At 54.2% G+C, this 22,724-nt stretch carries 18 protein-coding genes and 2 pseudogenes; 8 read left to right on the forward strand and 12 right to left on the reverse strand.

The features are described 5' to 3' along the window. Positions 1-9: 9 nt before the first annotated feature. The 4 genes from M2397_RS13910 to M2397_RS13925 all read right to left on the reverse strand — a co-directional run bounded on the left by M2397_RS13910 (position 10) and on the right by M2397_RS13925 (position 3,359). Positions 10-627, reverse strand: coding sequence for a hypothetical protein (locus M2397_RS13910; protein WP_259243656.1), 618 nt, complete (start codon positions 625-627; stop codon positions 10-12). A gap of 512 nt (positions 628-1,139) precedes the next feature. Next, positions 1,140-1,742 (reverse strand): DUF262 domain-containing protein, encoded by a 603-nt coding sequence (locus tag M2397_RS13915; protein ID WP_259243658.1) that lies wholly within the window; start codon positions 1,740-1,742, stop codon positions 1,140-1,142. Continuing rightward, complete coding sequence (locus M2397_RS13920) at positions 1,739-2,050, reverse strand: hypothetical protein (protein ID WP_259243659.1); 312 nt, start codon at positions 2,048-2,050, stop codon at positions 1,739-1,741. Before M2397_RS13920 ends, M2397_RS13915 begins: the two co-directional genes overlap by 4 nt. 277 nt (positions 2,051-2,327) lie before the next feature. Further along, positions 2,328-3,359 (reverse strand): hypothetical protein, encoded by a 1,032-nt coding sequence (locus M2397_RS13925; protein ID WP_259243660.1) that lies wholly within the window; start codon positions 3,357-3,359, stop codon positions 2,328-2,330. Between the two features lie 598 nt (positions 3,360-3,957). Between M2397_RS13925 and M2397_RS13930 the strand changes: the two genes are divergently transcribed. Next, positions 3,958-4,572 (forward strand): hypothetical protein, encoded by a 615-nt coding sequence (locus M2397_RS13930; protein ID WP_259243662.1) that lies wholly within the window; start codon positions 3,958-3,960, stop codon positions 4,570-4,572. A 498-nt stretch (positions 4,573-5,070) separates the two neighbouring features. Here M2397_RS13930 and M2397_RS13935 read toward each other — a convergent pair whose 3' ends face one another. From M2397_RS13935 to M2397_RS13955, 5 genes are read right to left on the reverse strand one after another with little or no spacing between them, the layout of a single operon-like run. Then, positions 5,071-5,463, reverse strand: a complete 393-nt coding sequence (locus tag M2397_RS13935) for a hypothetical protein (protein ID WP_259243664.1) — start codon at positions 5,461-5,463, stop codon at positions 5,071-5,073. Continuing rightward, entirely contained in the window at positions 5,460-5,675 is a 216-nt protein-coding gene (locus tag M2397_RS13940) for a hypothetical protein (RefSeq protein WP_259243666.1), read from the reverse strand. The genes M2397_RS13935 and M2397_RS13940 overlap by 4 nt, the downstream gene beginning before the upstream one ends. Further along, positions 5,672-7,600 (reverse strand): integrase, encoded by a 1,929-nt coding sequence (locus M2397_RS13945; protein ID WP_259243667.1) that lies wholly within the window; start codon positions 7,598-7,600, stop codon positions 5,672-5,674. The genes M2397_RS13940 and M2397_RS13945 overlap by 4 nt, the downstream gene beginning before the upstream one ends. Then, positions 7,597-9,498, reverse strand: a complete 1,902-nt coding sequence (locus M2397_RS13950) for an integrase (protein WP_259243670.1) — start codon at positions 9,496-9,498, stop codon at positions 7,597-7,599. Before M2397_RS13950 ends, M2397_RS13945 begins: the two co-directional genes overlap by 4 nt. Next, entirely contained in the window at positions 9,485-10,906 is a 1,422-nt protein-coding gene (locus tag M2397_RS13955) for a site-specific integrase (RefSeq protein WP_259243671.1), read from the reverse strand. Before M2397_RS13955 ends, M2397_RS13950 begins: the two co-directional genes overlap by 14 nt. A 1,023-nt stretch (positions 10,907-11,929) precedes the next feature. On the opposite strand from M2397_RS13955, the gene pncB reads away from it, so the two are divergent. Together pncB and nadE are read left to right on the forward strand one after the other, a co-directional pair. Beyond that, a complete protein-coding gene (gene pncB, locus M2397_RS13960) occupies positions 11,930-13,108 on the forward strand; it encodes a nicotinate phosphoribosyltransferase (protein WP_259243672.1) in 1,179 nt (392 codons plus the stop codon). 1 nt (position 13,109) lies between these two features. Beyond that, on the forward strand, positions 13,110-13,916 hold the full coding sequence (gene nadE, locus M2397_RS13965) for an ammonia-dependent NAD(+) synthetase (protein WP_259243673.1): 807 nt from the start codon (positions 13,110-13,112) through the stop codon (positions 13,914-13,916). Between the two features lie 34 nt (positions 13,917-13,950). On the opposite strand, the pseudogene M2397_RS13970 reads toward nadE, so the two are convergent. Then, a pseudogene (locus M2397_RS13970) lies at positions 13,951-14,193 on the reverse strand (ABC transporter substrate-binding protein); the annotation flags it as partial. 31 nt (positions 14,194-14,224) lie between these two features. On the opposite strand from M2397_RS13970, the pseudogene M2397_RS13975 reads away from it, so the two are divergent. After that, positions 14,225-14,326: pseudogene (locus M2397_RS13975) on the forward strand (IclR family transcriptional regulator); the annotation flags it as partial. Positions 14,327-14,335: 9 nt separating this feature from the next. On the opposite strand, the gene M2397_RS13980 reads toward M2397_RS13975, so the two are convergent. Together M2397_RS13980 and M2397_RS13985 are read right to left on the reverse strand one after the other, a co-directional pair. Further along, positions 14,336-15,001 (reverse strand): response regulator, encoded by a 666-nt coding sequence (locus M2397_RS13980; protein ID WP_131700164.1) that lies wholly within the window; start codon positions 14,999-15,001, stop codon positions 14,336-14,338. Further along, the gene (locus M2397_RS13985; protein ID WP_259243675.1) at positions 14,976-18,359 is read right to left on the reverse strand and encodes an ATP-binding protein; all 3,384 of its coding nucleotides are present in this window, start codon (positions 18,357-18,359) and stop codon (positions 14,976-14,978) included. The genes M2397_RS13980 and M2397_RS13985 overlap by 26 nt, the downstream gene beginning before the upstream one ends. Positions 18,360-18,574: 215 nt before the next feature. Between M2397_RS13985 and urtA the strand changes: the two genes are divergently transcribed. From urtA to urtD, 4 genes are all read left to right on the forward strand, one after another. Then, a complete protein-coding gene (gene urtA, locus M2397_RS13990; RefSeq protein WP_131700166.1) occupies positions 18,575-19,783 on the forward strand; it encodes an urea ABC transporter substrate-binding protein in 1,209 nt (402 codons plus the stop codon). Positions 19,784-19,886: 103 nt separating this feature from the next. Beyond that, positions 19,887-20,804, forward strand: a complete 918-nt coding sequence (gene urtB, locus M2397_RS13995; protein WP_178116768.1) for an urea ABC transporter permease subunit UrtB — start codon at positions 19,887-19,889, stop codon at positions 20,802-20,804. 10 nt (positions 20,805-20,814) lie between these two features. Continuing rightward, complete coding sequence (urtC, locus tag M2397_RS14000; protein WP_145337229.1) at positions 20,815-21,966, forward strand: urea ABC transporter permease subunit UrtC; 1,152 nt, start codon at positions 20,815-20,817, stop codon at positions 21,964-21,966. Then, positions 21,963-22,721, forward strand: a complete 759-nt coding sequence (urtD, locus tag M2397_RS14005) for an urea ABC transporter ATP-binding protein UrtD (RefSeq protein ID WP_259243678.1) — start codon at positions 21,963-21,965, stop codon at positions 22,719-22,721. The genes urtC and urtD overlap by 4 nt, the downstream gene beginning before the upstream one ends. The last annotated feature ends 3 nt before the right edge of the window (positions 22,722-22,724 follow it).

Below are 22,724 nucleotides of genomic sequence, written 5' to 3' on the forward strand. Positions count from 1 at the left end.
CGATCATGGTCAAACCCCGGGATTGATCGGTTTTCGCACTACGGGGTGAGAGCTGAATTCTTCATCAATTCTCTGCAACCAGTCGGGGTTTTCGGATTTCCGGCCTGAGCCCACGATTATCTTCAGCGCGCACTCCCGACATTGGTCGAGCAGTGAGTAAGGGATTTGCTGTAGCAGCCCTTTGTACTCATCAACGTCACCATCGCGGTATCGATAAAGGTCTGCGCACCACAGGTTGTTAACCCACTCGGTGATATCTTCTCTGGAGTGCTGTGACGGATCCACTAGGACTTTGACGAAATCGACGATCCGAGGGCGCTCGCGTTTACCCAATCCTCGAGTGGTGAGACAGAAAAATTTCACCGACTTGATAGCCTGTCGGTACTTCCAGGTCAGCGAGTCCAGAGACTGCTCGTCACGCATCTCTGACACAAGCCTATACGGGTTAATCAACTCTCCCGTATCTCGAGCTACCGCATGAATTATTCGATTTACATTAAATGATCGCCATTCATCAAGGGTGTGGCAAAACGCGCCAATGAGATTATCGTTTTCCTTTTGCAGATCCGAGATTTCGCGTTCGGTAATGCAGCCTTCACCGTCTTGATATTTAATGATTATGCGCATGTGATCTCCTGAGACTGTCCCTTCCATAGGACGCAGGATGAAGTCTAGGTGCTAATTCCTTACGCCACATCTTCCTCATCAAGCCATCGCTTAGATACGGCTATCTTTTCACCAGGCTTTTGTACCGTTCTCGTGACGCCAGGATCTGATCCCTGAGCTCTTCAGGATCAATCCTCATCCCGCCACGAGGAGTTGTCTGCAGCGTTTGCAGGCTGTTCACCGCTTTGATGAACTCTCGCTCTTCTGCCTGCACCCAGGCAGGGCGTTTATCTTTCCAAAAAAGCCATGACATCGCCGGCCTCATCTCCGATTGCTTCGAGATCAGTATGTGGGAGCTGGAGGTAATGTCCAAGCAAGGAAGTGACCTCTGCTAGCATGCAAGCGGAGCGCGCAGACCATGATGGTCGAAGAGCGTAAGGGTGGAAGCCCAAAGGGCCGAGACCCAGCGTAGCGGGGCTCGGTTTACGACAGCCGCTCCCGAAGGGGTACGCCCGACCGCCTTGATTAAAAGATTACCGAACAGCTCGTTGATCAAATGACCGAGGCACAACGCCCAGCGCGCAAAGATAGTATGTCCTGCGCAATGCTGTTTCGTCGGCAGAGGAAACACGCGCATGGGTGAATATCGTCGAAAGAAACCTTTTCCTTTCGCCGTTGCCGAGCTCAGACCAAATCCGTGGCTGCCCTTGTGCATCAGGAATCGCGAGACGGTCGAGGAGATACTCTTCCAAGCTGTGCAGACGTTGTTGGCCATCAATCAAAATTTCACTGTTTTCGGCCAATGTCCTGCCACCGCTCTCTGATTCGTACCAGTCATTCGTGAGGTAGCTCCCCAGATCTGCGCCTGACCATACTGCAGAGATGAAACGAGACCTCTGTCCGAGGTTCCACTCCAGCCCGCGCGCCCAGGTTGGAACGGGCATTCCCATAACGAAACGCGCTGCCCATGGAAAATGCTCTCGAGGGGAGGAGGGGTCTAAGAGATACTTTTCCCAATTGCCCACTAAGACCTCGAGGGGACAATGACTGACGGTAGTGGGCAGAAGACGCTGCGGCATATGGATGTGCAGGTCTGATGTTCCGCCGTCAGCGTAGCGTTTAAAAAAGGAAGTCATGGTTTTCCTGGATAGCTCAGGTTGGTCGAAGTATTCGTATAAGTACGGGCGTATCGCCAGGCGTCGACCGTTTCGATGATCAAAAGATCTCGTGCGATGGAAATCTCGATCTGGTCGGTATCGGCCAAGGCCTGCGCATAACCCTCGGCATAGGCCGCCGCTTTGTTGAATTCGGATGCGCAGGCCGAGGATTCGATGTAGCTGATCAGCCGCTCCCATGTGCGCCGCTGGCGGTTGCCGAGAATCGTGCAGGGGAACGAAAAGGCGCCGCTCAGGCGCTGTGCGAAGTCATGTGTAGAGAAGGTCAAAGCCGTCGCTCAAAAAAAGGGTATTTACCCATCACAAACGGTTGGTTTCGGAAAACCTTGAGCCTGATATGATTTTTTTTGAAGAGATACAGGTTTGCCCAATCGCGGCAGTTGGGACTGGTGTGTTGGAGGACTGTCGCATCAGGCAAGCGGAGCGCGCAGGCACGAAGATGGAAGCCCGGCAGGGCCAGGACAACGGCGAGTATCGCCGGGCCTGGTTCACGACAGCCGGCCCGCTAGGGCACGGCATAAATTAAACGTGGCCCCTGCCAAATCATCACTCCTCAGAGCTTGATTTCGGAATGCGCAGATACTTCATCGTCATCCCGCTAACCTGATGTCCCATGTTTTGCGCTATCCGCTCGAGAATATGTTTCGCAGCAACGTGGAGCATGGATTGGCGAATGGAGGATGCACGCCTCTGAGATGGATTAGCTATGGCCTCTCGCAGATAGACTCCAATAATCCGATGCATTTGCTCGAGCGACATAGGGACATTGCTGTCTTTCGGAGAAGGAAAGAGGTAACCGATTGGAGGAATCTTCGCTTGGCGCACGTACCTCTCAATGAGGGTACTGAATACGGGAGGGATAAATAGCTGACCACTACGACTGCGCGCTTTAAAATTCTTGATCCGTAGGAGAGAGTGCTCGTCAGTAGTGTAAACGTCATGAGCTTTGACGTTTAGCAGTTCAAGCGGACGAATACCTTGCAGCAAACCCAGGCACAAACATTGGTCATGAAGACTACCCTTGCGCTCTACAACCTCCCAAAAGCTTTTCAGTTCTTCTTGGCTGATGGGGTCTGCTGGAGGCTTCAGAAGCTCTGCACTCAGATCGTCGCGTAAGTGTGCGGGACGCTTCGACTGTCCCTGACTGGCAGCCCCAGCCAGCTCATTGGCTGGCCTTGTGATTAATTCAAAGACGGACTGAGAAGCGAGAGTACCGGCCTGTTGTGAGCGTGAAGTCTGGAACACGGTAAGCTCGTGTAGGGGCAGCAACCTTACTAACTGGTTGACGTCGCGCTCGCCCATGTCAGTAACTTTTTTGGACTGACAGAAAGCGGTAAGGGCGTTACTGATCCCGTCCCTGACTTCATCTTGAGTAGGCCCGGCGACATTCTCGGCGTGCTTGCTAGCCGAGGTTTGCAGATCATGAAGATCCTGATAGCCAAGACCCTTCGAGAGGATTTCTTGCGAAGATGCGAGGGATAGGGAAAAAGCGCTCCGCCAATTGCGCTGGAGCTTTTTGACGATACGGTTAAAGCCGTATTTGATACGTAGGTCGGCAAGAGAGATTGGTACGCGCATAGCATCCTCCAATTCGCCAGCGGTGTCGGCTGCCCTCTGACTATTGTCGGAATGCATATGAAGCGAAAGAGATGAAGCACCCTGTGGCTATACCGCCTTGGCGAACCGACCGCCCGATCTCGACTAGGGATCCGAAGCGATCACGTTAGCATATCCAGTGATTGACATTCTAGCCGCCATTCCGCTCTGCGTTCTTACAGGGCGTCCATGGAGCAGACCTTCTGAATACGCGCTACGCCACATGGCCACGTCGATTGGTACCTCAGATATGCTTAAGGAAGTGATGGAAGGTTCTGAACCTAGCGGCGCCTATAAGTGAAACCGCTTCGTCCTAGCAACCTGTTAGATGAGCACTCATCAACATGATGGGTTAACATCAGCCCCGCTTGTTTACGGACTCTTCAATGTTGTTTTGTTGCCACGCTGAGGTAAAAAATAACGCACTAAAAAGAATCAATCCGTCAAAGCGCAAGGTAGCCTGTCAATATATGTCAATAAGATTAAGTATATATTGACAGCTCGAACTTTTCCGTGCTTGCCAGATGGTTTTTTTTGATTATTATGACCGAAAGGAACTGATCTAAGAGCATTCCCTGCCATGAACTACACAGTCTATCCTCCGCAAGAAGTCGACAGCGTTCTCAGTGCTAGAGCTGCAATTACACATTTGGGTGAACATTTCCAAGCATTCCTGAATGCGAACAATATTTCAAATTGGGCGCCACTGGACGATTACACTCTTAGAGAGGATAGAGTGGCAGATGTGCTAGTATATCTTGGCACCTCGAAGGGTATGACTGTTGCTCAGATTAAATATCGAGCGCGGAAGCTTATGAGAGTTGTGAGTTCATCCGGGGGGACGATGAAGCTGAGTTTTGCCTACAACATAGTTGCTAACTGCCTAGGATATGCGGAATATAGGTTTGCTTATATGTGCCGTTCAGTTGACCATTATGTGGAAAACCTATGGCCGTTGGGGATGGTAAATAATGGTTGTTTGTTTGAAGATATGGAGCGGAAAAGTTGGCCATCTTCAGAAGTTTCGTTAAGGATGCGCGAAAATCTTCAGTTCAATAAGATTCGCGATGGGGTTTTCAAAGAAATAAAGCGAAAGAAAAAAAAGGAACGTAGTGAAAAAGAAAGTGAGTTTTTGATGATCAGAAATAACGCCCTGACGCGAAGGGCGACTGTGCCAATCGAGACGCGAGATTAGTTGCTTGAGACCCTGTTTAAGTTTGCAGCCGGTGACGTGTTCCAAAAGGTACTTGTTCTGAATTAGGGCTGTGCAAATAAGTTACGAATAGCTTTCGTCGAGGTGTGAGTTACGGGCTCAGAGCGAATGGCAGGCCATTGCACTGGCTACTACAGAAAGCCGATAGGCATCATTGTCTGACCAAGCATTTCAGCCGTTCCCGACCAGCGATAATCTGATCCCGGTTCTTCGGGATCATTCCGCATTCCTCCGTCAAGCGTAACCTGCAACGTGGTAAGAGGACTATGTTGGAGCCGCGAGTAACGTTCAAACTCAGAAGTGATCTAGGTACGAATGGTCGCCTCAGTAGTGTCATGAACCGGAGCCCCTTCCTCGCCAATCATCACTCTCGGGGTAATTCTCCAATTCGTTGAAAGCGGCTCTGGAAAGGCATTCCGGCGACCTCTCCAGTGACTCCATTAATCCACTACGCAAAATTGAGAATCTTGTTCCGGGCGCTCATTTCTTGGCACCCTTGCTGTTTTTTTCCTTATGAGTGGCGATGTTGGTAACGTTACTCAATGCCGAGAGGTCTTTATCCAACTCATCGATCTGCGAGATAAGCATCAGCTCCCTGGCCAAGCTCTCGTGATAAAGGTCTTTGAAAAGCTTTTCAGCCCCCTTGTTGGGTTTCGCACTATTTTCTTTTTTTTGTTTGGCTGCGGCTGCCTTGGTCTTTTCGCGAAGCTCATCAAAGCACTCGCGATCTTTTCTGATGGAGCCTTTACCGCGCCCAGCTTCCAAGGCCACGTTGTTGATGGTGATCTTGCTGCCCGGCGGCAAAATGTTAGGCTTGTTTTCAACCAGTCGTTGAAGTGCTGTTTCATATTGAAGAATGACATCGGAAGTCATGAGTTCGCATCATCCGTAACAATCTCAACACGCTGTGCTTTATTTTTTGGAGCGCGTACTTTGGGGCGAGGATGTTTACCGCTAGGTGAGCTCCTTTGCAGTGATGCTTTAGCCACGCTATCGCGGCTGATTTTCACTCTTGATGAAGCAGACTGGTTGTTGATTAGTCGTTGAAGAGCAGCTTCGTATTGCTGGATAACATCTGAGGTCATGCGATCACCTGTGAGATTTTGTCTTTGAAGAGTTGTAACATGCTGAGCTTGGTCTGCTCGGTGTTGTAGGCAAACGTTCCTTTCGGAATGTTTTCGATAACTTTGACCTGAATTAGGATTGATTGGTCTAGCTTCTTCTCTTTGATGCAGGCATTTGTGCAGTTGAGGCAGGCGACATAGTTGTGATGAGCCCGCTCATGGCACTCTCCTACCTTTAGGCAACCTCCCAAAATGGTTTCTTTGTAAGAAATCAATCCTTGCTTCATTTTTTTTAGCGTTTCAGAAAAGTTAGTAACAATATTTCCCAAGAACGAATTTTTGATGTTGCGCTCATGAAAAGTCCCCGCTGCGCCGTGAAGCGTTGCTTCCTCCATAATGACGTCTTTCAAGAAAAGGCTAGCCTCCGCCGGAATCGCTTGTTCTTTGAAGTATCTTGCGGTTTCAGGGTTAATGTCCTCGAAAAGGTATTTAGCTGTAGCAAAACCTTTGGTGTAATACAGTGACATCTGGAGCAGTGTGTGTTGCAGCATCTTTTTCAAAGATGGCAGTGATACCAGACCACTTTGTGCGGCATATACGGCCATTGAACGTCTGAATTGATGAGTGGTTAATCGCCAATTTTCACCCGGTTGGAAAGCCGCTTGAGATTGCCATTCTCTAAGTGGATCCAGCATCATAAGCTCACTAAAGTCTTCGGAACTGATAAGCGTTGGTGGGAAGGTTTGCTCAAACTTGAATGGCGACAAGATAGCCTGAGTTAATTTTTTTGATTTACAAGCGCTGTTGTGATAATTGGAGGTGGGCAAGTAGGATACAGATAGGAAAAGATAATCCTGGGTTTTGATGCTGTCTGGAATAAAATTCTTTATAAGCCGCGTGATGTTCATTGCCGTCTCGTACGGGAAGAGAATATCGGCTGATGTCACCCATTTGGCTGGTTGAGGTGCTTTAGTTAGCTTGATGGTTAAACCATGAACTATATATGTATCAGTGGAGATCCTTTCAATGCAGGATTCTTTCAGTAGGTATGCTTCCCGCTCGCGCATTGCTGTAAACACATGTATGAGCATCTTTGCAGCGTAATAGCACCGATTGATGTATTTTGCGATATTAGATAACTGATTGAATTTATATTTCTCGCTAATTTCAGTCAGGCCACACTCATCCATGGCCTGCTTGAAAGCAATATTGGGAAGCGTTGGGTCGGTGGATATCTGCTTTGTCCTACCATAGAACGGGTTGGCACCGACTCTGAGGTTGAGCTTTTCAATATTTTCTGCAACAGAATTGTATTCTGTGAGAAGTTCTTTGTAATTTGACATTTTCTGGAAGAGGATACGACCAGGAATAACTGGGTGTTGCTCTGATTCGTCGTTTGACTCTCGAATAAGCTGGTCAGTTAGTTTGAGAGCGAGAGGCGAGACCGGGTATATGGAGTGCTCCACTACTTTGTTGAGCATTGTCTTAAAGACTCTCAGATCAATAAGAGAATCTATTTTTTGAATGTAATCTCCGAATTCTACTGGGCGTTCAAATGTCTGAGCTAAAGTCAAACTCTTTGTTGACGCGAATGCATGCAGCTTACGGAGAGCCCCAAGAATGGACATCACTCCGTCGTGGCTAGGATGAGAGCCTGTTCTCTTTGACGGGCGAAACATCTGTGTACAGATAATAGTTTTAGCTTGTGTCAGGCTTTCGAGCTCGTTCGTATTGTTACAGCTGAACTTGGAAAAACAAACCCAGGATGTTTTGAGATGATGATTGTTAAGCTGAGGTGTGAACCATTTGTTGTGAGCAAATATAGAGCTGATATTTCCATCCTCGTCACGGCTGATCACGGTGCTTTCATTGATCTCAGCTACTTCCATGTCTAGGTAAGCGTCGGGGCCCTTATCTGCGTGTTTTCTAGCTTTGGTCGAATTCATTTCATAGCTCCAACTCTTACTAGGTTGTTTAGCAGCGCTGCCCAATAGTCCGTCAAAATTTCGCTGGCAAAAACCTCTGATTCAATTAGGTCTGCAGCTGCGCTGAACTCGCTCGAGGTATTTCTAAGTCGTTCAATGATGTAGTTCACTTTTTGTAGAGTGGCTCCGTTCAATTTTTCAAATTCTTCCGCAGAAATTGACTGGCTCCGTATCTCCATAAGGAAATAGCGTAAGCTGAGCAACTTACGGACGTCGTTGGACGTGGCGTGTGCGACAAAGTGTTCACAGAACAAACAAGTGATAAAGTTGCTACAAGAAGGTTCCGCTACAGTGTGATCGATCTGTACCAGTAGAATTGCTTTGCCTGGCTCAATACAATGCCCTGAAGGTGTGCTCGTTTGCTTCCTTCTCTGGATGTTTTTTTTGTGCGCCTCTGAAAGGAGGTTGTAGTAAGCGCTGATTTCCTTGGTTGCTACATCGTCAGCTGCAGACGAATACGCCTTAGCGATTGTGCCGATGCTGCTCTGCATTATTTGACTAGCCACCACAACTCCAAATTCTTTTAATAAGTAGTTGTATTTATAAAGTCGCAGTTGGCGGTAACTCAGAAATGGGAAGCTTTCATCAAGGTATTGACGAATTGCATCGCCTAGTTTTCTCAGAGCGGAAAGTTGTAGCGGTTTCCACCGTTTTTCCACCTGAACGGGGATTTGGATGAAAAGAGAGTTGATTGGCCTTTCTCTAGTGAGAAACGCTCTTAGTTTAAGATATTGTTCAAAATCTTTTACAAAGCGATTTGTGATCGTAAAACTCTGCGTCTTTCGACCGGCGCGCCATTTTACAGTCCTGAATCCCTGTGTACTTGGTACTACCTCGTACTCACCGGTTAGCCATTCTAGATCCCTGATCTGATGCTCGTTCATACCAGTGTTAGCGGCAAACATTAGGACAAAGCTGTCATGGGCCCACTTTCCCAATCGGTGTCGGTGAGTCGTCAGCACCTGCGGGTTCTTGTTCTCTTCCGCAATTGTCTCCAGAGCCTCGAAGTAGCGCTTAATACGATACTCATGCGTTTGAGGCTTTAACGTGCCTGACCTGTAGTGCCATAGACCCGTGCTCACCTCGGGTGGAGTTGCCCTATTGGTATGACATAGCCAGCGATGTGGGACTGTCCAAAAATATTCACCCATCAGATTTACCTGGAATGGATATTTCCAGCCGTTCAGTAGCGCCTCTGTGAATCCATTGAAAATCTCAGTGCACAATCCCAGTCCGCGAGCCACATCTTGTTCCCGTGGTACAGGAGTTTGGTTGTAGCCATGTTTCACTGGTACTTTCGGCAGTGCAGGTTTGTAATTAATAGTGCAGTCGGGAAAGAACCAGTAAAGCGTGCTGAATGCGACGCTTTGTTTTATGGCGGCGGTGTGGTAGACATATTTACCATCTGTGTATTTGTCATAAGCAAGTTTGGAGTATGAAGTGTAGGCTTCGTAATACCTTTCGACACTGTCAAAAAGGTCAGAGTAACCATTTTTGTAACTCCAGCAGAGAAACTGATTAAGTTCGCGGGAATTCGATGTGAATGTCGGTTGGCTAATCATGCCAGTTTTTACGGCTGTGATGGCGTTTCTCGCCCAGCCGTCAAGTGCCTTGCACCTGCTCTCAATCAGATCAAACCTCTGGCATTGATAGAGGGCAGTGCCACCAATGCGATAACGTTTGCGAAAGCAGTGTGATCCAACGTGGAATACTGTTTCGTATTTAGTCGCAAACGCTACTTGATGTATGCCAATCTCATCAATTTTCGCGTTGATTTCTTGCATCGACAGCTTGTCAAACTCGATGATAGTAATTCCCGATACTTGACGCAGAATGGATTTGATTTTAACTGTATACATAATTTTCGGATATTGATTGTAAATGCTGCTCGAACATGCTCTGCGCCTGGAATTTCAACTCGTTATCCTCTCGATAACTCAGATATCTATTCGTGGTAGAGATATCAGCATGACCCATGCGCTGTTGGACTTTTCCCACCGCTCGGGTGTAGGCGATAGAGTCTTGAGGTAAGCCTTTAAGCTTTTCTTCTAGAAGATTCATGCCGAAGCACGCCCTCAAGTTGTGGAAACGGAACTTGAAAGGGGATTCTAGTTGGTTCAGCGCAGGCTGAAGCGTCTCTGAAATAAACTTACGAACAGAGCTTCCTTCTTGGATCGCCTGGCCCTGTCCCCTTCTCATGTCGCTTTTGGACATATGAAATGGGTTGCCATGCGATGTTAGGAATACGTACTGCTCGCCATCGGTGGGCTGTCCCGCCTTTGCAACTCTACGCTTGTAACGTTCGGAGTGTATATAAGTATATATCAGGCGGTTTAGCCATGCCGGAATGTAGATTTTCATTTTTTTATTGTTTTTGTTGTCGACGCCCGTATTGCGCCCAATTTTGATGGCTACTTCACTGCCTTGAACCGTGTAAGGAATCAATATGTCAGATGTTCGAAGGGTGTAAGTTGCCAGCGAGCGTGCGCCGCTAGTTAATGCCACTAGAAAACTTAGTATCATCTCTGTGTTTGTAGTTTTAAAAAGAATTTTTGCAAGCGTGCGTTGCTGTTCTTCGGTGTATGGATATAGTTTTCCACCATCTACGACATACTCTCCTGTATTGGTTTCTGGCGATTGTTTGATATGCAAATTCGTTGTAATAACTTCTTTACCACTGCCGAAGCCTTTTGAGTTGCTAAAACGAACGTATCTTTTAATCTCAGTCCAGAGGTCTTGACTTGGATGGTAGTCATATCGTTTTTTCATCCATCGATAAAAATTAACTACTGTGCTTATACGTGAGTTGGCCGTAGATATCGCAAGCAGGTTTTCACTTATTCTTGCTTCTAGCTCGGCTCTGTAGTGGTAGGTGGGTCGAGAACCTTGTCGAATTGGAGTTGACAGATAGTCTATTTGGTCAACGGCCAAAGTATTGATGTAATCAACCAGCCCCTTTGCATATGATCTGAGCGTTTGGTCGGAAGGAGGGTTGTACTCAGATGCTCGTGAAAGCAGGTAGAGAGATCCGTGGTGCCATATAGAACCGTCTGGTTTCAATATGACTGGCACATTCCTTAAATCGTCTTTTCCTGACTCGGTTTTGAAAGGCTGAATAACATATTTGCCCTGGATAATGACCGTGCTCGTAGCACATTCATCATTCGCAGCGTTTTCAGTCTTGAATAGGAATATGCGTGGGAGCACCACGTATCGGTACTTTCTGTATGGAGTCTGACGCGGCTTTCGATTGACTACTGCAGGCATTTTCAGGGGGGCTTGGTGATCTCGGATAGGAGATTTAAAGTTGTTGATTAGTCGCTGTCAAGCCTAATTCAAAGTATGCTTTAACTATCCTTGTGTGCAGTTTGTTTTGAAGTGCTAATATTATTCTATTAATTGACAATATTCATTTTGGTTTGCCTTTCCTTTGTTTTTCTGGGGTGGGTTATCTCCTAGGCCTTACGTATCGAGGTTTTGGGGGTTTATGGGGGAGGGGCCGGATTAAGGAAGATATATGGCGCTGATGTGTAAACAGCAGATATCGAATAATGTAGCGTTGTAGCGGATTGAGATCGTGATGTTCCTTAGGGCAAGGTAATTACTGATGGGCGGTCGCCGAATAGACTGTTAGCGCGAGTGGGCAGACACTCTCTGGTATGAGTTCAACGCTTAAGGCGATACGCCAGAGACAATCCGGAGGTCGTCAAATCGCCTCGGGATACCCTCCGGCACCCAGTTTTTTGGGAAATGCTCAACGGGGCCCAAGATACGGGCGCCTCGTGTCAGTAGGGTGGAACTGTCAACGATGAATCCCCGAGGGCGTCTGCTCCATCAGACGAGAGGCGTTTGGGTACGCAGATTGGTATCGGCGTTCCCCGAAGTGTGGGTATCTGGCATTCGCAGCGATTTGCCTCAAATCGACTAAGACATGGTCACTTTGCTAGTGCACCTTCCAGACCCACCGCCTCTCTTTCATCTAATAGGTGTGACTCACATCGGTCTGCGTGAGCTGTGTTCTCAGCAGTTAATTAGCCAAGCGCATTACTTCCGATGACGTTCCTCATTTGCTCGGGAGGGGGGCTGTCATCGCATGAAGCACTTACCAGCCAGTTGTCGTTTTTTAGCTGATTAAAGGAAGTTGGTCGTCCGCCCGTAAACCATCCGTTGGGCTATTTGCGCTGCCTGTCATTGAGGAGAAGCAGGAAGGGACACCTGGGGTGCAGGTTCTAGAAAACCTTGAGACTCGGTTGTCCATTTTTTGCGGAATTCACAGGGATCAGTCAATCGTTGAAAACTCACGGGTGCTACTACACCTTCACCATGATGCAGGCGGTGTTGCACCAGCACCCGAATGTCGATGTGGAATACAACTTCATCGTGCGCTCCAAGGAAAAACTCGGCCACCTGATCCCCGAACTGCGCGCCGAGCTTGAGAACATGGCCGGCCTGCAGATGCGTGAGGGCGAGCTGCGCTTTCTATTCAACCCACGCTTTCGCGAATACCTGACCCCCGACTACGAACGCTTCCTCGGCCTGTTCCGCTTCAACCTGCGCTATATCCACGTCAGCGAAGTCGACGGCCAACTGAACATCCGTGTGGTCGGGCCGATGCTGCACTGCATCATGTTCGAGCAACCGGTACTGGCACTGGTCAGCGAGCTGCGCAACCGCGCCAAATACCCCGACGTGACCCTGGAAGACGTCACCCGCAAGCTCTACCAGAAGTTCGACTGGCTGGAGAAAAACCTCAGCCGCGACGAGTTGGCCGACCTGCGCGTCTCCGACTTCTCCACGCGCCGGCGCCTGTCGTTCAAGGCCCAGCGCGAAGTGGTGGACATCATGCGCCGCGACTTCCCCGGCCAGTTCGTCGGTACCAGCAATGCGCACCTGGCTTACGAATTCGACCTGCCGCTGATCGGCACCATGGCGCACCAGTGGATGATGGTGCACCAGCAACTGGGGCGGTTGCGCGAAAGCCAGAACGCCGGCCTGGAAAACTGGGTGCGTGAATACCGCGGCCGCCTGGGCATTGCCTTGACCGACACCATCAGCACCGATTTTTTCCTCAAGGATTTCGACCTGTACTTCGCCAAGCTCTACGACGGCCTGCGCCAGGACTCCGGTGATCCCATCGCCTGGGCCGACAAGGTGCTGGCCCGCTACAAACAGCTGGGCATCGACCCGATGACCAAGGACCTGATGTTCTCCGACGGCCTGAACTTCGAAAAATGCCTGCCGATCCTGCGGCACATCCGTGGCAAGGCCAAGTTCGGTTTCGGCATGGGCACCAGCCTGGCCTGTGATGTGGAGGGCGTGGAGCCGCTTAGCATCGTCATGAAGCTGGTGCGCGTGCACGGCGAACCGGTGGTGAAGTTCTCCGATGACCCGGTGAAGAACGTCTGCGAAGACCCCTCGTTTTTGCAGTACGCAGCGAAGGTATTCAATGTCGGCAACGTGGAGGTGTGACATGCAGGAACGTATCGCGCAGGAACTCAATATCGATCGCACATTGGTCAAGGGCGGTGAAGCCCAGGAAATCCAGCGGCGCATTGACTTCATCAAGACCACCTTGCGTCATTCAGGCTGCAAGGCCCTGGTACTGGGGATCAGCGGCGGCGTCGATTCCCTCACCGCCGGCCGCCTGTGCCAGCTGGCGGTGGAGCAATTGCGTACCGAGGACTACGCCGCGCGCTTTATCGCCATGCGCCTGCCCTACAAGACCCAGGCCGATGAGAGCGACGCCCAGGCCTCGCTGGATTTCATCACCCCGGACCACATCGACACCCTGAACATCGCCGCCAGCGTCGACGGCCTGATGGCCAGCCTGACCGCCACCGCCGCCAGCGCCGCCCAGGTCGACTTCATCAAAGGCAACGTCAAGGCCCGCACCCGCATGATCGCCCAGTACGCCGTGGCCAACCTGCACAATGGCCTGGTGGTCGGCACCGACCATGGCGCCGAAGCACTGATGGGTTTTTTCACCAAATTCGGCGACGGCGCCTGCGACCTGGCACCGCTGTCGGGCCTGACCAAGACCCAGGTGCGCCTCTTGGCCAGTGCCCTTGGCGCGCCGGCGAACCTGGTGCACAAGCAACCCACGGCCGACCTCGAGGAACTGGCGCCGGGCAAGCTGGATGAACAGGCCTATGGCTGCACGTACGAAGAGATCGATGCGTACCTGATGGGCGAGCCGGTGAGTGAGCGGGTGCGGGACATCGTGGAACGCGCCTACCTGAAGACCGCCCACAAACGCGCGGAACCCATCGTTCCATGATCGTTCCCATGCTCAACGCTCAATCGACCGACTCCACCGCACCTTCCTTGGGCCGCGCATATTCCATCGGCACGCCGAGCAGTTTCTGGGTTGCGACCTGGGTCGGGGTGAGGGGCAATAGTGCGGTTTCGTCGGCTTGCACCGGCTCGCAGATCTTCGCCGAGCTGGCGATGTATTCCAGCACGTTGGGGCCGACGGTTTTTGGCCAGGCCTTGAAGCCGGGCTCCACGTTGGTTTCGTCGCCGCCCCGCAGGCGGTTGAACATCAGGAAACCATGGTGCCGCCGTTCATGCCCAGGTACAGCGTGGGTGCTGGAAGGCATGGCGGGCTTGGCGGTGCCGATCCTCAATCGCGATGGGCATGCGGTGGCAGCGTTGAGCGTAGCGACCATCAGTGATCGCCTGGGGCCTCACACACATTCAGATCGCTGCCAGGGCCACTGATGTGGCCGCTGTCCGAGTCTCCACACCCAACTTCACGTACACATGCTCCAGGTGCTTGTTCACCGTGCGCGGACTCAACCCCAGAATATCGCCAATATCCCGATTGGTTTTCCCGCACGCCACCCAGCGCAGCACCTCCACCTCGCGCTCGGTCAGTTGAAACCTGGCCGATAGCAGTTTTTGCGCCGGCTCGTCTTCCAGTGTCAACACGTTCGACTGCTGCGCCTTTCGCGCCGACAACAAAATCCGTGACGTGCGCAAATGCGCCGCCACCCGCGCCAAGACTTCGTCGGTCTGGATCGGCTTGGTCACGTAATCACTGCCGCCCACCTCAAAACCGCGCACCACGTGTTTGCTGTCGGTCAGCCCGGTCATGAACACCACCGGGATATCCGCGCTGGCCGGTTGGGCCTTGAGCCGGCGGCAGGTCTCGAAACCGTCCAGGCCGGGCATCATCGCGTCCAGCAGGATCAGGTCCGGACGCCGGCGTTGCACGCGGTTCAGGGCGCTCAGGCCGTCGAGGGCCACCAGCACCATGTAGCCGGCGTCGTCGAGGGCATCGGAGAGCATCGCCAGGTTGTCGGGCGTATCGTCGACGATCAGCACCACGCCGGGTTCAGTGCTGCGGGTGAGTGCATTCATCTTCGGCCTCCTTGAGGGTTCGGTTGAGTTCATCCAGGCGGAAACCCTTGAGCAGCCCGCGAACCTTGGTAATAAAGGGTTTGGTGTCGGGGCGCTGTTCAAGGATCGTGTCGAGCTTTTCGTGCAGGCCGCGCACATAGCCGATGGCGCTGAGTTCGGCAAGTGCGGCAAGGTCGTCAGGGCTGGGCAACACACTGGGTCGCGTCGGCGGTGTCAAGCTTCTGGTGCGCCGCAGCCAGTGCAGATCCAGATGCTGTTGCAGGCGCCCGAGCAGTTCCGGGGTGCGCACCGGCTTGGCCAGGTAGTCGTTGCAGGCGGCGGCGATGCAGCGTTCGCGGTCGTCGGTAAAGGCGTTGGCGGAGATCACGATGATCGGCGCGTTCGACAGCGCATTGCGGCGGATCAGGCGGCTGGTTTCCCAGCCATCCAGGGTCGGCATCGACAGGTCCATCAGGATCAGGTCCGGCGCCAGCAACGCCACCTGGCGGATCGCATCCTGGCCATTGCTGGCCTGGATCACTTCAAACCCCAGCGGCGTCAGCATGCCGCTGAGCACTTTGCGATGGTCCACATGGTCATCCACCACCAGGATGCGTCGGCGTACTCCGTGATAACCGATGATGTCGTGCTCCACATGCACCACGGCTTGCGGCGCGCGTACTTGGGACAGGAACAAACGCACCTGGAAGCACGTGCCCTTGTCCAGCTCACTGGTCACACGCAACTCGCCGCCCATCAACGAGGTGAGCATGCGCGTGATGGTCAGGCCCAGGCCCACGCCCTTGTCCTGGCGCATCAGGTCACCACGTTCGAATGGCTGGAAAATCCGCTCCAACTGTCCCGGATCGATGCCGATACCGGTGTCGATGATTTCAAAATTGGCGGTCTCGCGCCGGTAACTGACTCGCAGGCACACCTCGCCGCTGTCGGTGAAATTCACCGCATTGCCGAGCAGGTTGATCAGGATCTGGCGCACGCGTTTTTCATCGCCGCGCACCACTGCCGGGATCTTGCCCACGCAGTCCAGGCGAAAGCGCAGGCCCTTGTCACGGGCCTGGGGCGTGAACATTTGCTCCAGGTCATGGATCAGCTCGGGAAAGGGGATTTCGGTGAGTTCCAGGCGCAGCTTGCCGGCCTCGATCTTGGCCACGTCGAGCAGGCCGTCGATCAGCGACAGCAGGTGCGAGCCACTGCGCAGTATGGTCGCCAGTGCGTCCTGATGCTGCTCGGGCATGGCGCTGTCGCGCTGCAGAATCTGGGTGAAGCCGAGAATGCTGTTGAGCGGCGTGCGCAGTTCATGGGACAACCCGGTGACATAGCGGCTCTTGGCGGCGTTGGCGGCTTCGGAGGCTTCCTTGGCCTGTTGCAGGGCTTGGTCGGTGAGGCTGTGGGCATCGATTTCCTGCATCAGCAGCAGGGTCTGGCGGTCGGACTCTTCCTGGGCGACGCGCCGGCTTTCGCGGGTCAGCACCACCCACCACGCGAGCACGGCGGCCAATACCGAGAGGGTGAGAAAAGCCTTGAAGAACGCCTGGTAGAGGGTTTCCGAATGGGGCAAGCCTTGGGCAGCCTGGACATAGATCAACGCCAATGCCCCCGCAAGCATCAGCACCAGTGCGAGCAATAAACCCAGGTAATGCGCCAGGCGCGTATGCAAGCGCGGCATCAAGGTGTTGGGCAGCAACCAGTGCAACACGCCTTCGAACTGGCTGACCAGTCGCCCGTGGGGTTTGCAACGGTCGCCGCAGCGCGCATCCAGCGAGCAACACAACGAACAGATCGGCGTGCTGTAGGCTGGGCAGAACGCCATGTCGGCGGTCTCGAACGGGTTGCTGCACAGCCCGCAGACCGCGTGGGTCGCGGGCGCCACCGGATGAATCAAGTGCACTTCGCTGGTGCGCGCGATGTAGTACTTGCCCTGGGTCAGCCACGCCAACAGCGGCGCCATGATCAGTGCCGTGCCCAGCGCAACGAAGGGCGGCGCGGCCTGGGCAAGGGCGCCGAACAGGCCGAAGTGGGCGAGGATCGATAGCAATGAGGCAATCAGCATCGAGCCGACCCCCACCGGGTTGATATCGTAAAGGTGTGCGCGCTTGAACTCTATATGCCTGGGCGACAACCCCAGGGGCTTGTTGATCACCAGGTCGGCCACCAGCGTGCCGATCCAGGCAATCGCGATATTCGCGTACAGCCCCAGCACCTGGTCGATCACATCGAATACGCCCAGCTCCATCAGCATCAGCGCGATCGCCACGTTGAACACCAGCCATACCACGCGCCCGGGATGGCTGTGAGTCACGCGGGCGAAGAAGTTCGACCAGGCCAGGGAACCGGCGTAGGCGTTGGTCAGGTTGATCTTCATCTGCGAGATGAACACAAACAGCACCATGGCGCCGAGTGCCCATTCCGGTGAGCTGAACACGTAGCGGAATGCGACGAGGTACATCTGGGTCGGCTCGGCGGCGCGCTCCATGGGGATTTCGTGTTGCAGGGCCAGAAACGCGAGGAACGCGCCGGCAAACATTTTCAACGCCCCGGGGATGATCCAGCCGGGGCCGGCACAGAGCAGGGCGGCCCACCAGCGTGTGCGGTTGGCGGCGGTTTTTTCCGGCAGGAAGCGCAGGTAATCGACTTGCTCGCCGATCTGCGTGACCAGTGACAGGGCCACGGTACAGGCGGCGCTGAACGCCAACAGGTTAAAGCCGCCACCATCGCCAGTGCGCCCGACGAAGCTGGTCCAGTCGCTGAAGGCGTCGGGGTTTTTCCACCCCACAAAGCCGTAGGGCAACACCAGCAACAGCAGCCAGATGGGTTGCGTCCACAGTTGCAAGCGGCTGATCAGGGTCACACCGTACGCCACCAGCGGGATCACCAGCAGTGAGCAGATCACATAGGCGATGCCCAGCGGGATATGGAAATACAGCTCCAGTGCCAAGGCCATGATCGCCGCTTCCAGGGCGAAAAACAGGAAAGTGAAGCTGGCGTAGATCAGCGAGGTGATGGTGGAACCGATATAGCCGAAGCCGGCGCCACGGGTGAGCAGGTCCATGTCCACGCCGTAGCGCGCGGCGTAATAACTGATGGGCAGGCCGGTGAGGAAGATCACCAGGCTGATGGTCAGAATCGCCCAGAAGGTGTTGGTGAAGCCGTAACTCAAGGCCAGTACGCCACCGATGGCTTCCAGCGCCAGGAACGACACCGCGCCCAAGGCGGTGTTCGCGATACGCCACTCCGACCATTTGCGAAAGGACTTGGGGGTGTAGCGCAGGGCGTAGTCTTCCATCGTCTCGTCGGCGACCCAGGTGTTGTAGTCGCGGCGGATCTTGACGATGCGCTGGGTGCCGGGAGGGGATTGCACGGTGGGTAGGCTCCGGGAAGTTGGCGTGATTACTGAGCAAGTTCTATGCCTCAGCAGACGCTGAGGACCCACATGTGAAGTCGCTCGCCACAACCTGCCTTGAAACAGTGCGCAACGGCATACGTCAAATGACGTATGCCGTTACGTCAGGCTGCGTATACCCGCGCTGGCCGGCTGCCGCCATGCTGACCTCCTCATTGCAGAGGAGTCGCCCCATGGCATCACGATTGATTCGCTCCAAACCGCTGTTGGCCCTGTCATTACTGGCGGCCGCTTTGTTCAGTCAGGGCGTGCTGGCCGATAACGAAGGCCTGGCTGTGACCCCCACCGAAGTCACCGTCGGCCAGTTGCACTCGGCCACCGGCACCATGGCGATCTCCGAGACCGGCTCGATCCAGGCCGAGCGCCTGGCCATCGAGCAGATCAACGCCTCGGGCGGGATTCTGGGACGGCAGATCAAGGTGATCCAGGAAGACGGCGCCTCCGACTGGCCGACCTTCGCCGAAAAAGCCAAGAAGCTGCTGGTCAACGACAAAGTCGCCGCCGTGTTCGGCTGCTGGACCTCGGCCTCGCGCAAAGCCGTACTGCCGATTTTCGAGAAAGAAAATGGCCTGCTCTACTACCCAACCTTCTACGAAGGGCTGGAACAGTCGAAAAACGTCATCTACACAGGGCAGGAAGCGACCCAGCAGATCCTCGCCAGCCTCGATTGGATCGCCAAGACCAAAGGCGCCAAGACCTTCTATCTGGTCGGCTCCGACTACATCTGGCCGCGCACGTCGATGAAGATCGCGCGCAAGCACATTGAAAACGTGCTGCACGGCACCGTGGTGGGCGAAGACTACTACCCACTGGGCAACACTCAGTTCGGGTCGCTGATCAACAAGGTCAAGCTGAAGAAGCCGGACGTGGTGTTCGCCGCAGTGGTCGGCGGTTCCAACGTGGCGTTCTATAAGCAGCTCAATGCGGCAGGTGTGAATGCGTCCAAGCAGACGCTGTTGACGCTCTCGGTGACCGAAGACGAACTGCTCGGCATCGGCGGCGAAAACATGGCCGGTTTCTACGCTTCGATGAAGTACTTCCAGAGCCTGGACAACCCCAACAACAAAGCCTTCGTCGATGCGTTCAAGGCCAAGTACGGCAAGGATTCGGTGATCGGCGATGTGACCCAGGCGGCCTACCTCGGGCCATGGTTGTGGAAAGCGGCGGTGGAGAAGGCCGGCAGTTTCGACGTGGATAAAGTCGTCGCCGCGTCTCCAGGCATCGAGCTGAAAACCGCGCCGGAAGGCTACGTGAAAATCCACGAGAACCACCATCTGTGGAGCAAGTCGCGCATCGGTGAAGTACTGCCCAACGGCCAGTTCAAGGTGATCTACGAGTCGGATCTGATCGAGCCGAACCCGTTCCCCAAAGGCTACCAATAAGTAACAGGCGAACCCAGATCCACATGTGGGAGGGCAAGCCCCCTCCCGCATACAGCAAAGCCAAAGCAGACTGCATTTTATCTCTTTGTAGGAGACCATCATCATGGAATGGCTATCGGAATTTGGAGCCATCGCGGCGATGCAGGGGTTCAACGGCTTGTCCGTATTCTGCGTGCTGTTGCTGATGGCCTTGGGGCTGGCGATCATCTTCGGCCAGATGGGCGTGATCAATATGGCCCACGGTGAGTTCCTGACCATCGGCGCCTACACCACCTACGTATGTTCCAGCCTTACCGCGCACTTTGCGCCGAGCTTCCAACCCTATTACTTCTTCTTCGCCATCGCCCTGTCATTCCTGGTGGCCGGTGCCGTTGGCTGGCTGGTGGAGTGGGCGATGATCAGTCGTTTGTACAAGCGCCCGCTGGACACCTTGCTCGCCACGTGGGGCTTGTCGCTGATGATGCAGCAAACCTTCCGCTCGGTATTCGGTGCCCGCGAAGTCAGCGCCGAACCGCCGACCTGGCTGATGGGCTCGGTAAACTTCACCGACGCCATCGAAATCCCGCGCAACGGCCTGTTCATGATGGCCCTGACCCTGCTGCTGACCGCTGTGATCTTCCTGATGCTGTACCGCTCGCGCTGGGGCTTGCAAGTGCGCGCTACCGTACAGAACCGCCTGATGAGCCGCGCGGTGGGCATCAATACGCGCAAGGTCGACCGCATGACTTTTGCCCTCGGCTGCGGCGTGGCGGGCGTGGCGGGTGCGGCGTTCACCACCATCGGCTCCACGGGACCCACGGCAGGTTCGCAGTACATTGTCGACACCTTCCTGGTGGTGGTGTTCGGTGGTGCGCAAAGTCTGTTTGGCACCATTGCCTCGGCGTTCGTGATCGCGCAGACCCAATCGCTGTCGGAGTTTTTCCTCAGTGGTTCGATGGCCAAGGTACTTACGTTGTCCTCGGTGATTCTGATCCTGATGCTGCGCCCGCAAGGGCTGTTCTCCATCAAAGTGCGCAAGTAGAGGCGAGCAGATGAAGGCTTTAGACAAGCTGCTGGGCGGCCAGCAAAACATGATCGGCCTCGTGCTGTTGGCGCTGCTGATCCTGGTGATATTCCCCCTGACCCTGGACGCTTTTCGCCTGAATATGGTCGGCAAGTACCTGACCTACGCGTTTGTCGCCGTGGGCCTTGTGCTGTGCTGGGGGTATGGCGGCATCCTCAGTTTGGGGCAGGGCGTATTTTTTGGGGTTGGCGGCTACTGCATGGCGATGTTTCTCAAGCTTGAGGCATCGGACCCGCAGAGCACCAGGATCCAATCCACACCGGGCATCCCTGACTTCATGGACTGGAACCAGATCACTGAGTTGCCCTGGCTGTGGCAGCCGTTCCACAGTTTCAGCTTTACCCTGGCGGCGGTGATCGCCGTGCCGGTGCTGCTGGCGTTTGTCATCGGCATGGCGCTGTTCAAGCGGCGCGTAGGCGATGTGTATTTTTCCATCGTCACCCAGGCGATTGCGCTGATCCTCACGGTGCTGATCGTCGGCCAGCAAGGCCTGACGGGTGGCGTCAATGGCGTCACCGACCTCAAGACGCTGCTCGGCTGGGACCTGCGTACCGACAGCGCGAAGATGATGTTGTACTTCATCAACGCCGGCTTGTTGTTCGGCTGCATCTTTATCGGCCGTTTCATCCTCGCGTCCAAGCTCGGCCGGCTGTTGATGGCCATGCGCGACAAGGAAGAACGCGTGCGCTTTTCCGGGTATGACGTGGCCAGCTTCAAGATCTTCGTGTTCTGCGTGGCCGCCGCGTTTTCGGCGATTGGCGGGGCGATGTTCGCCTTGCAGGTGGGCTTTATGTCGCCGTCGTTCGTGGGCATTGTGCCGTCGATCGAGATGGTTATTTTTGCGGCGGTGGGCGGGCGCATGTCGTTGCTCGGCGCGGTGTATGGCGCGCTGCTGGTGAACTACGGCAAGACCTACTTTTCCGAATCCTTCCCCGAACTGTGGCTTTACCTGATGGGCGGGCTGTTTATCGCCGTGGTCATGTACTTCCCCAACGGTTTGGCCGGCTTGTGGGACAGTCATGGGCGCCAGGCGTTGGCGAAACTGCTGCGGCGCACACCTGTGGCGAACACCCCGGTTAAAGCCAAGGCCAACACCAAGATCCTGGAGACCCAGCCATGACCGCCGTCGGCTTTGAAATGAATAAACCGGTGCTGGCCATCGAAGGCCTCACTGTCTCGTTCGACGGCTTCAAAGCCGTCGACAACCTCAACCTGTATATCGACCGCAACGAAGTGCGCGTGGTGATCGGCCCCAACGGCGCCGGCAAGACCACGGTGCTCGACCTGATCTGCGGCAAGACCCGCGCCACCAGCGGCAGTATCCAGTTCGACGGCCAGGAACTGACCAAGATGCGCGAGTACAACATCGTGCGCGCAGGGGTGGGACGCAAGTTCCAGAACCCGTCCATCTACGAAAACCTCACGGTGTTCGAGAACCTGGAGATGTCTTATCCGGCAGGTCGCAAGGTGTGGGGGGCGCTGTTTTTCAAGCGTAACCCCCAGGTGATTGCACGGGTGGAAGAGGTGGCGCGGGAGATCTTCCTTGGCGATTTTCTGCAGCAACAGGCCGACCTGCTGTCCCATGGGCAAAAGCAGTGGCTTGAGATCGGCATGCTGCTGATGCAAGACCCCGAGCTGCTGATGCTCGACGAACCGGTGGCCGGCATGAGCGTCAACGAACGCGCGCAAACCGCCGAGCTGCTCAACCGCATCAGCCAGGGCCGTTCGGTGCTGGTGATCGAGCACGACATGGAGTTTGTCAAAAGCATCGCCCACAAAGTCACGGTGCTGCACCAGGGCAAGGTGCTGGCCGAGGGCAGCATGGAGTCGGTGCAAAGCAATCCGAAAGTCATCGAAGTGTATTTGGGCCACTGAGGA

Source organism: Pseudomonas sp. BIGb0381 (assembly GCF_024809815.1).
In the GTDB taxonomy this organism is placed as follows: Bacteria; Pseudomonadota; Gammaproteobacteria; order Pseudomonadales; family Pseudomonadaceae; genus Aquipseudomonas.

Excerpts from the sequence above, each read along its gene's own strand:
- M2397_RS13910 (WP_259243656.1), bottom strand. The coding sequence starts at position 627 with ATGCGCATAATCATTAAATATCAAGACGGTGAAGGCTGCATTACCGAA.
- M2397_RS13915 (WP_259243658.1), bottom strand. The coding sequence starts at position 1,742 with ATGACTTCCTTTTTTAAACGCTACGCTGACGGCGGAACATCAGACCTG.
- M2397_RS13925 (WP_259243660.1), bottom strand. The coding sequence starts at position 3,359 with ATGCGCGTACCAATCTCTCTTGCCGACCTACGTATCAAATACGGCTTT.
- M2397_RS13930 (WP_259243662.1), top strand. The coding sequence starts at position 3,958 with ATGAACTACACAGTCTATCCTCCGCAAGAAGTCGACAGCGTTCTCAGT.
- M2397_RS13935 (WP_259243664.1), bottom strand. The coding sequence starts at position 5,463 with ATGACTTCCGATGTCATTCTTCAATATGAAACAGCACTTCAACGACTG.
- M2397_RS13940 (WP_259243666.1), bottom strand. The coding sequence starts at position 5,675 with ATGACCTCAGATGTTATCCAGCAATACGAAGCTGCTCTTCAACGACTA.
- M2397_RS13945 (WP_259243667.1), bottom strand. The coding sequence starts at position 7,600 with ATGAATTCGACCAAAGCTAGAAAACACGCAGATAAGGGCCCCGACGCT.
- M2397_RS13950 (WP_259243670.1), bottom strand. The coding sequence starts at position 9,498 with ATGTATACAGTTAAAATCAAATCCATTCTGCGTCAAGTATCGGGAATT.
- M2397_RS13955 (WP_259243671.1), bottom strand. The coding sequence starts at position 10,906 with ATGCCTGCAGTAGTCAATCGAAAGCCGCGTCAGACTCCATACAGAAAG.
- nadE (WP_259243673.1), top strand. The coding sequence starts at position 13,110 with ATGCAGGAACGTATCGCGCAGGAACTCAATATCGATCGCACATTGGTC.
- M2397_RS13980 (WP_131700164.1), bottom strand. The coding sequence starts at position 15,001 with ATGAATGCACTCACCCGCAGCACTGAACCCGGCGTGGTGCTGATCGTC.
- urtA (WP_131700166.1), top strand. The coding sequence starts at position 18,575 with ATGGCATCACGATTGATTCGCTCCAAACCGCTGTTGGCCCTGTCATTA.
- urtB (WP_178116768.1), top strand. The coding sequence starts at position 19,887 with ATGGAATGGCTATCGGAATTTGGAGCCATCGCGGCGATGCAGGGGTTC.
- urtC (WP_145337229.1), top strand. The coding sequence starts at position 20,815 with ATGAAGGCTTTAGACAAGCTGCTGGGCGGCCAGCAAAACATGATCGGC.
- urtD (WP_259243678.1), top strand. The coding sequence starts at position 21,963 with ATGACCGCCGTCGGCTTTGAAATGAATAAACCGGTGCTGGCCATCGAA.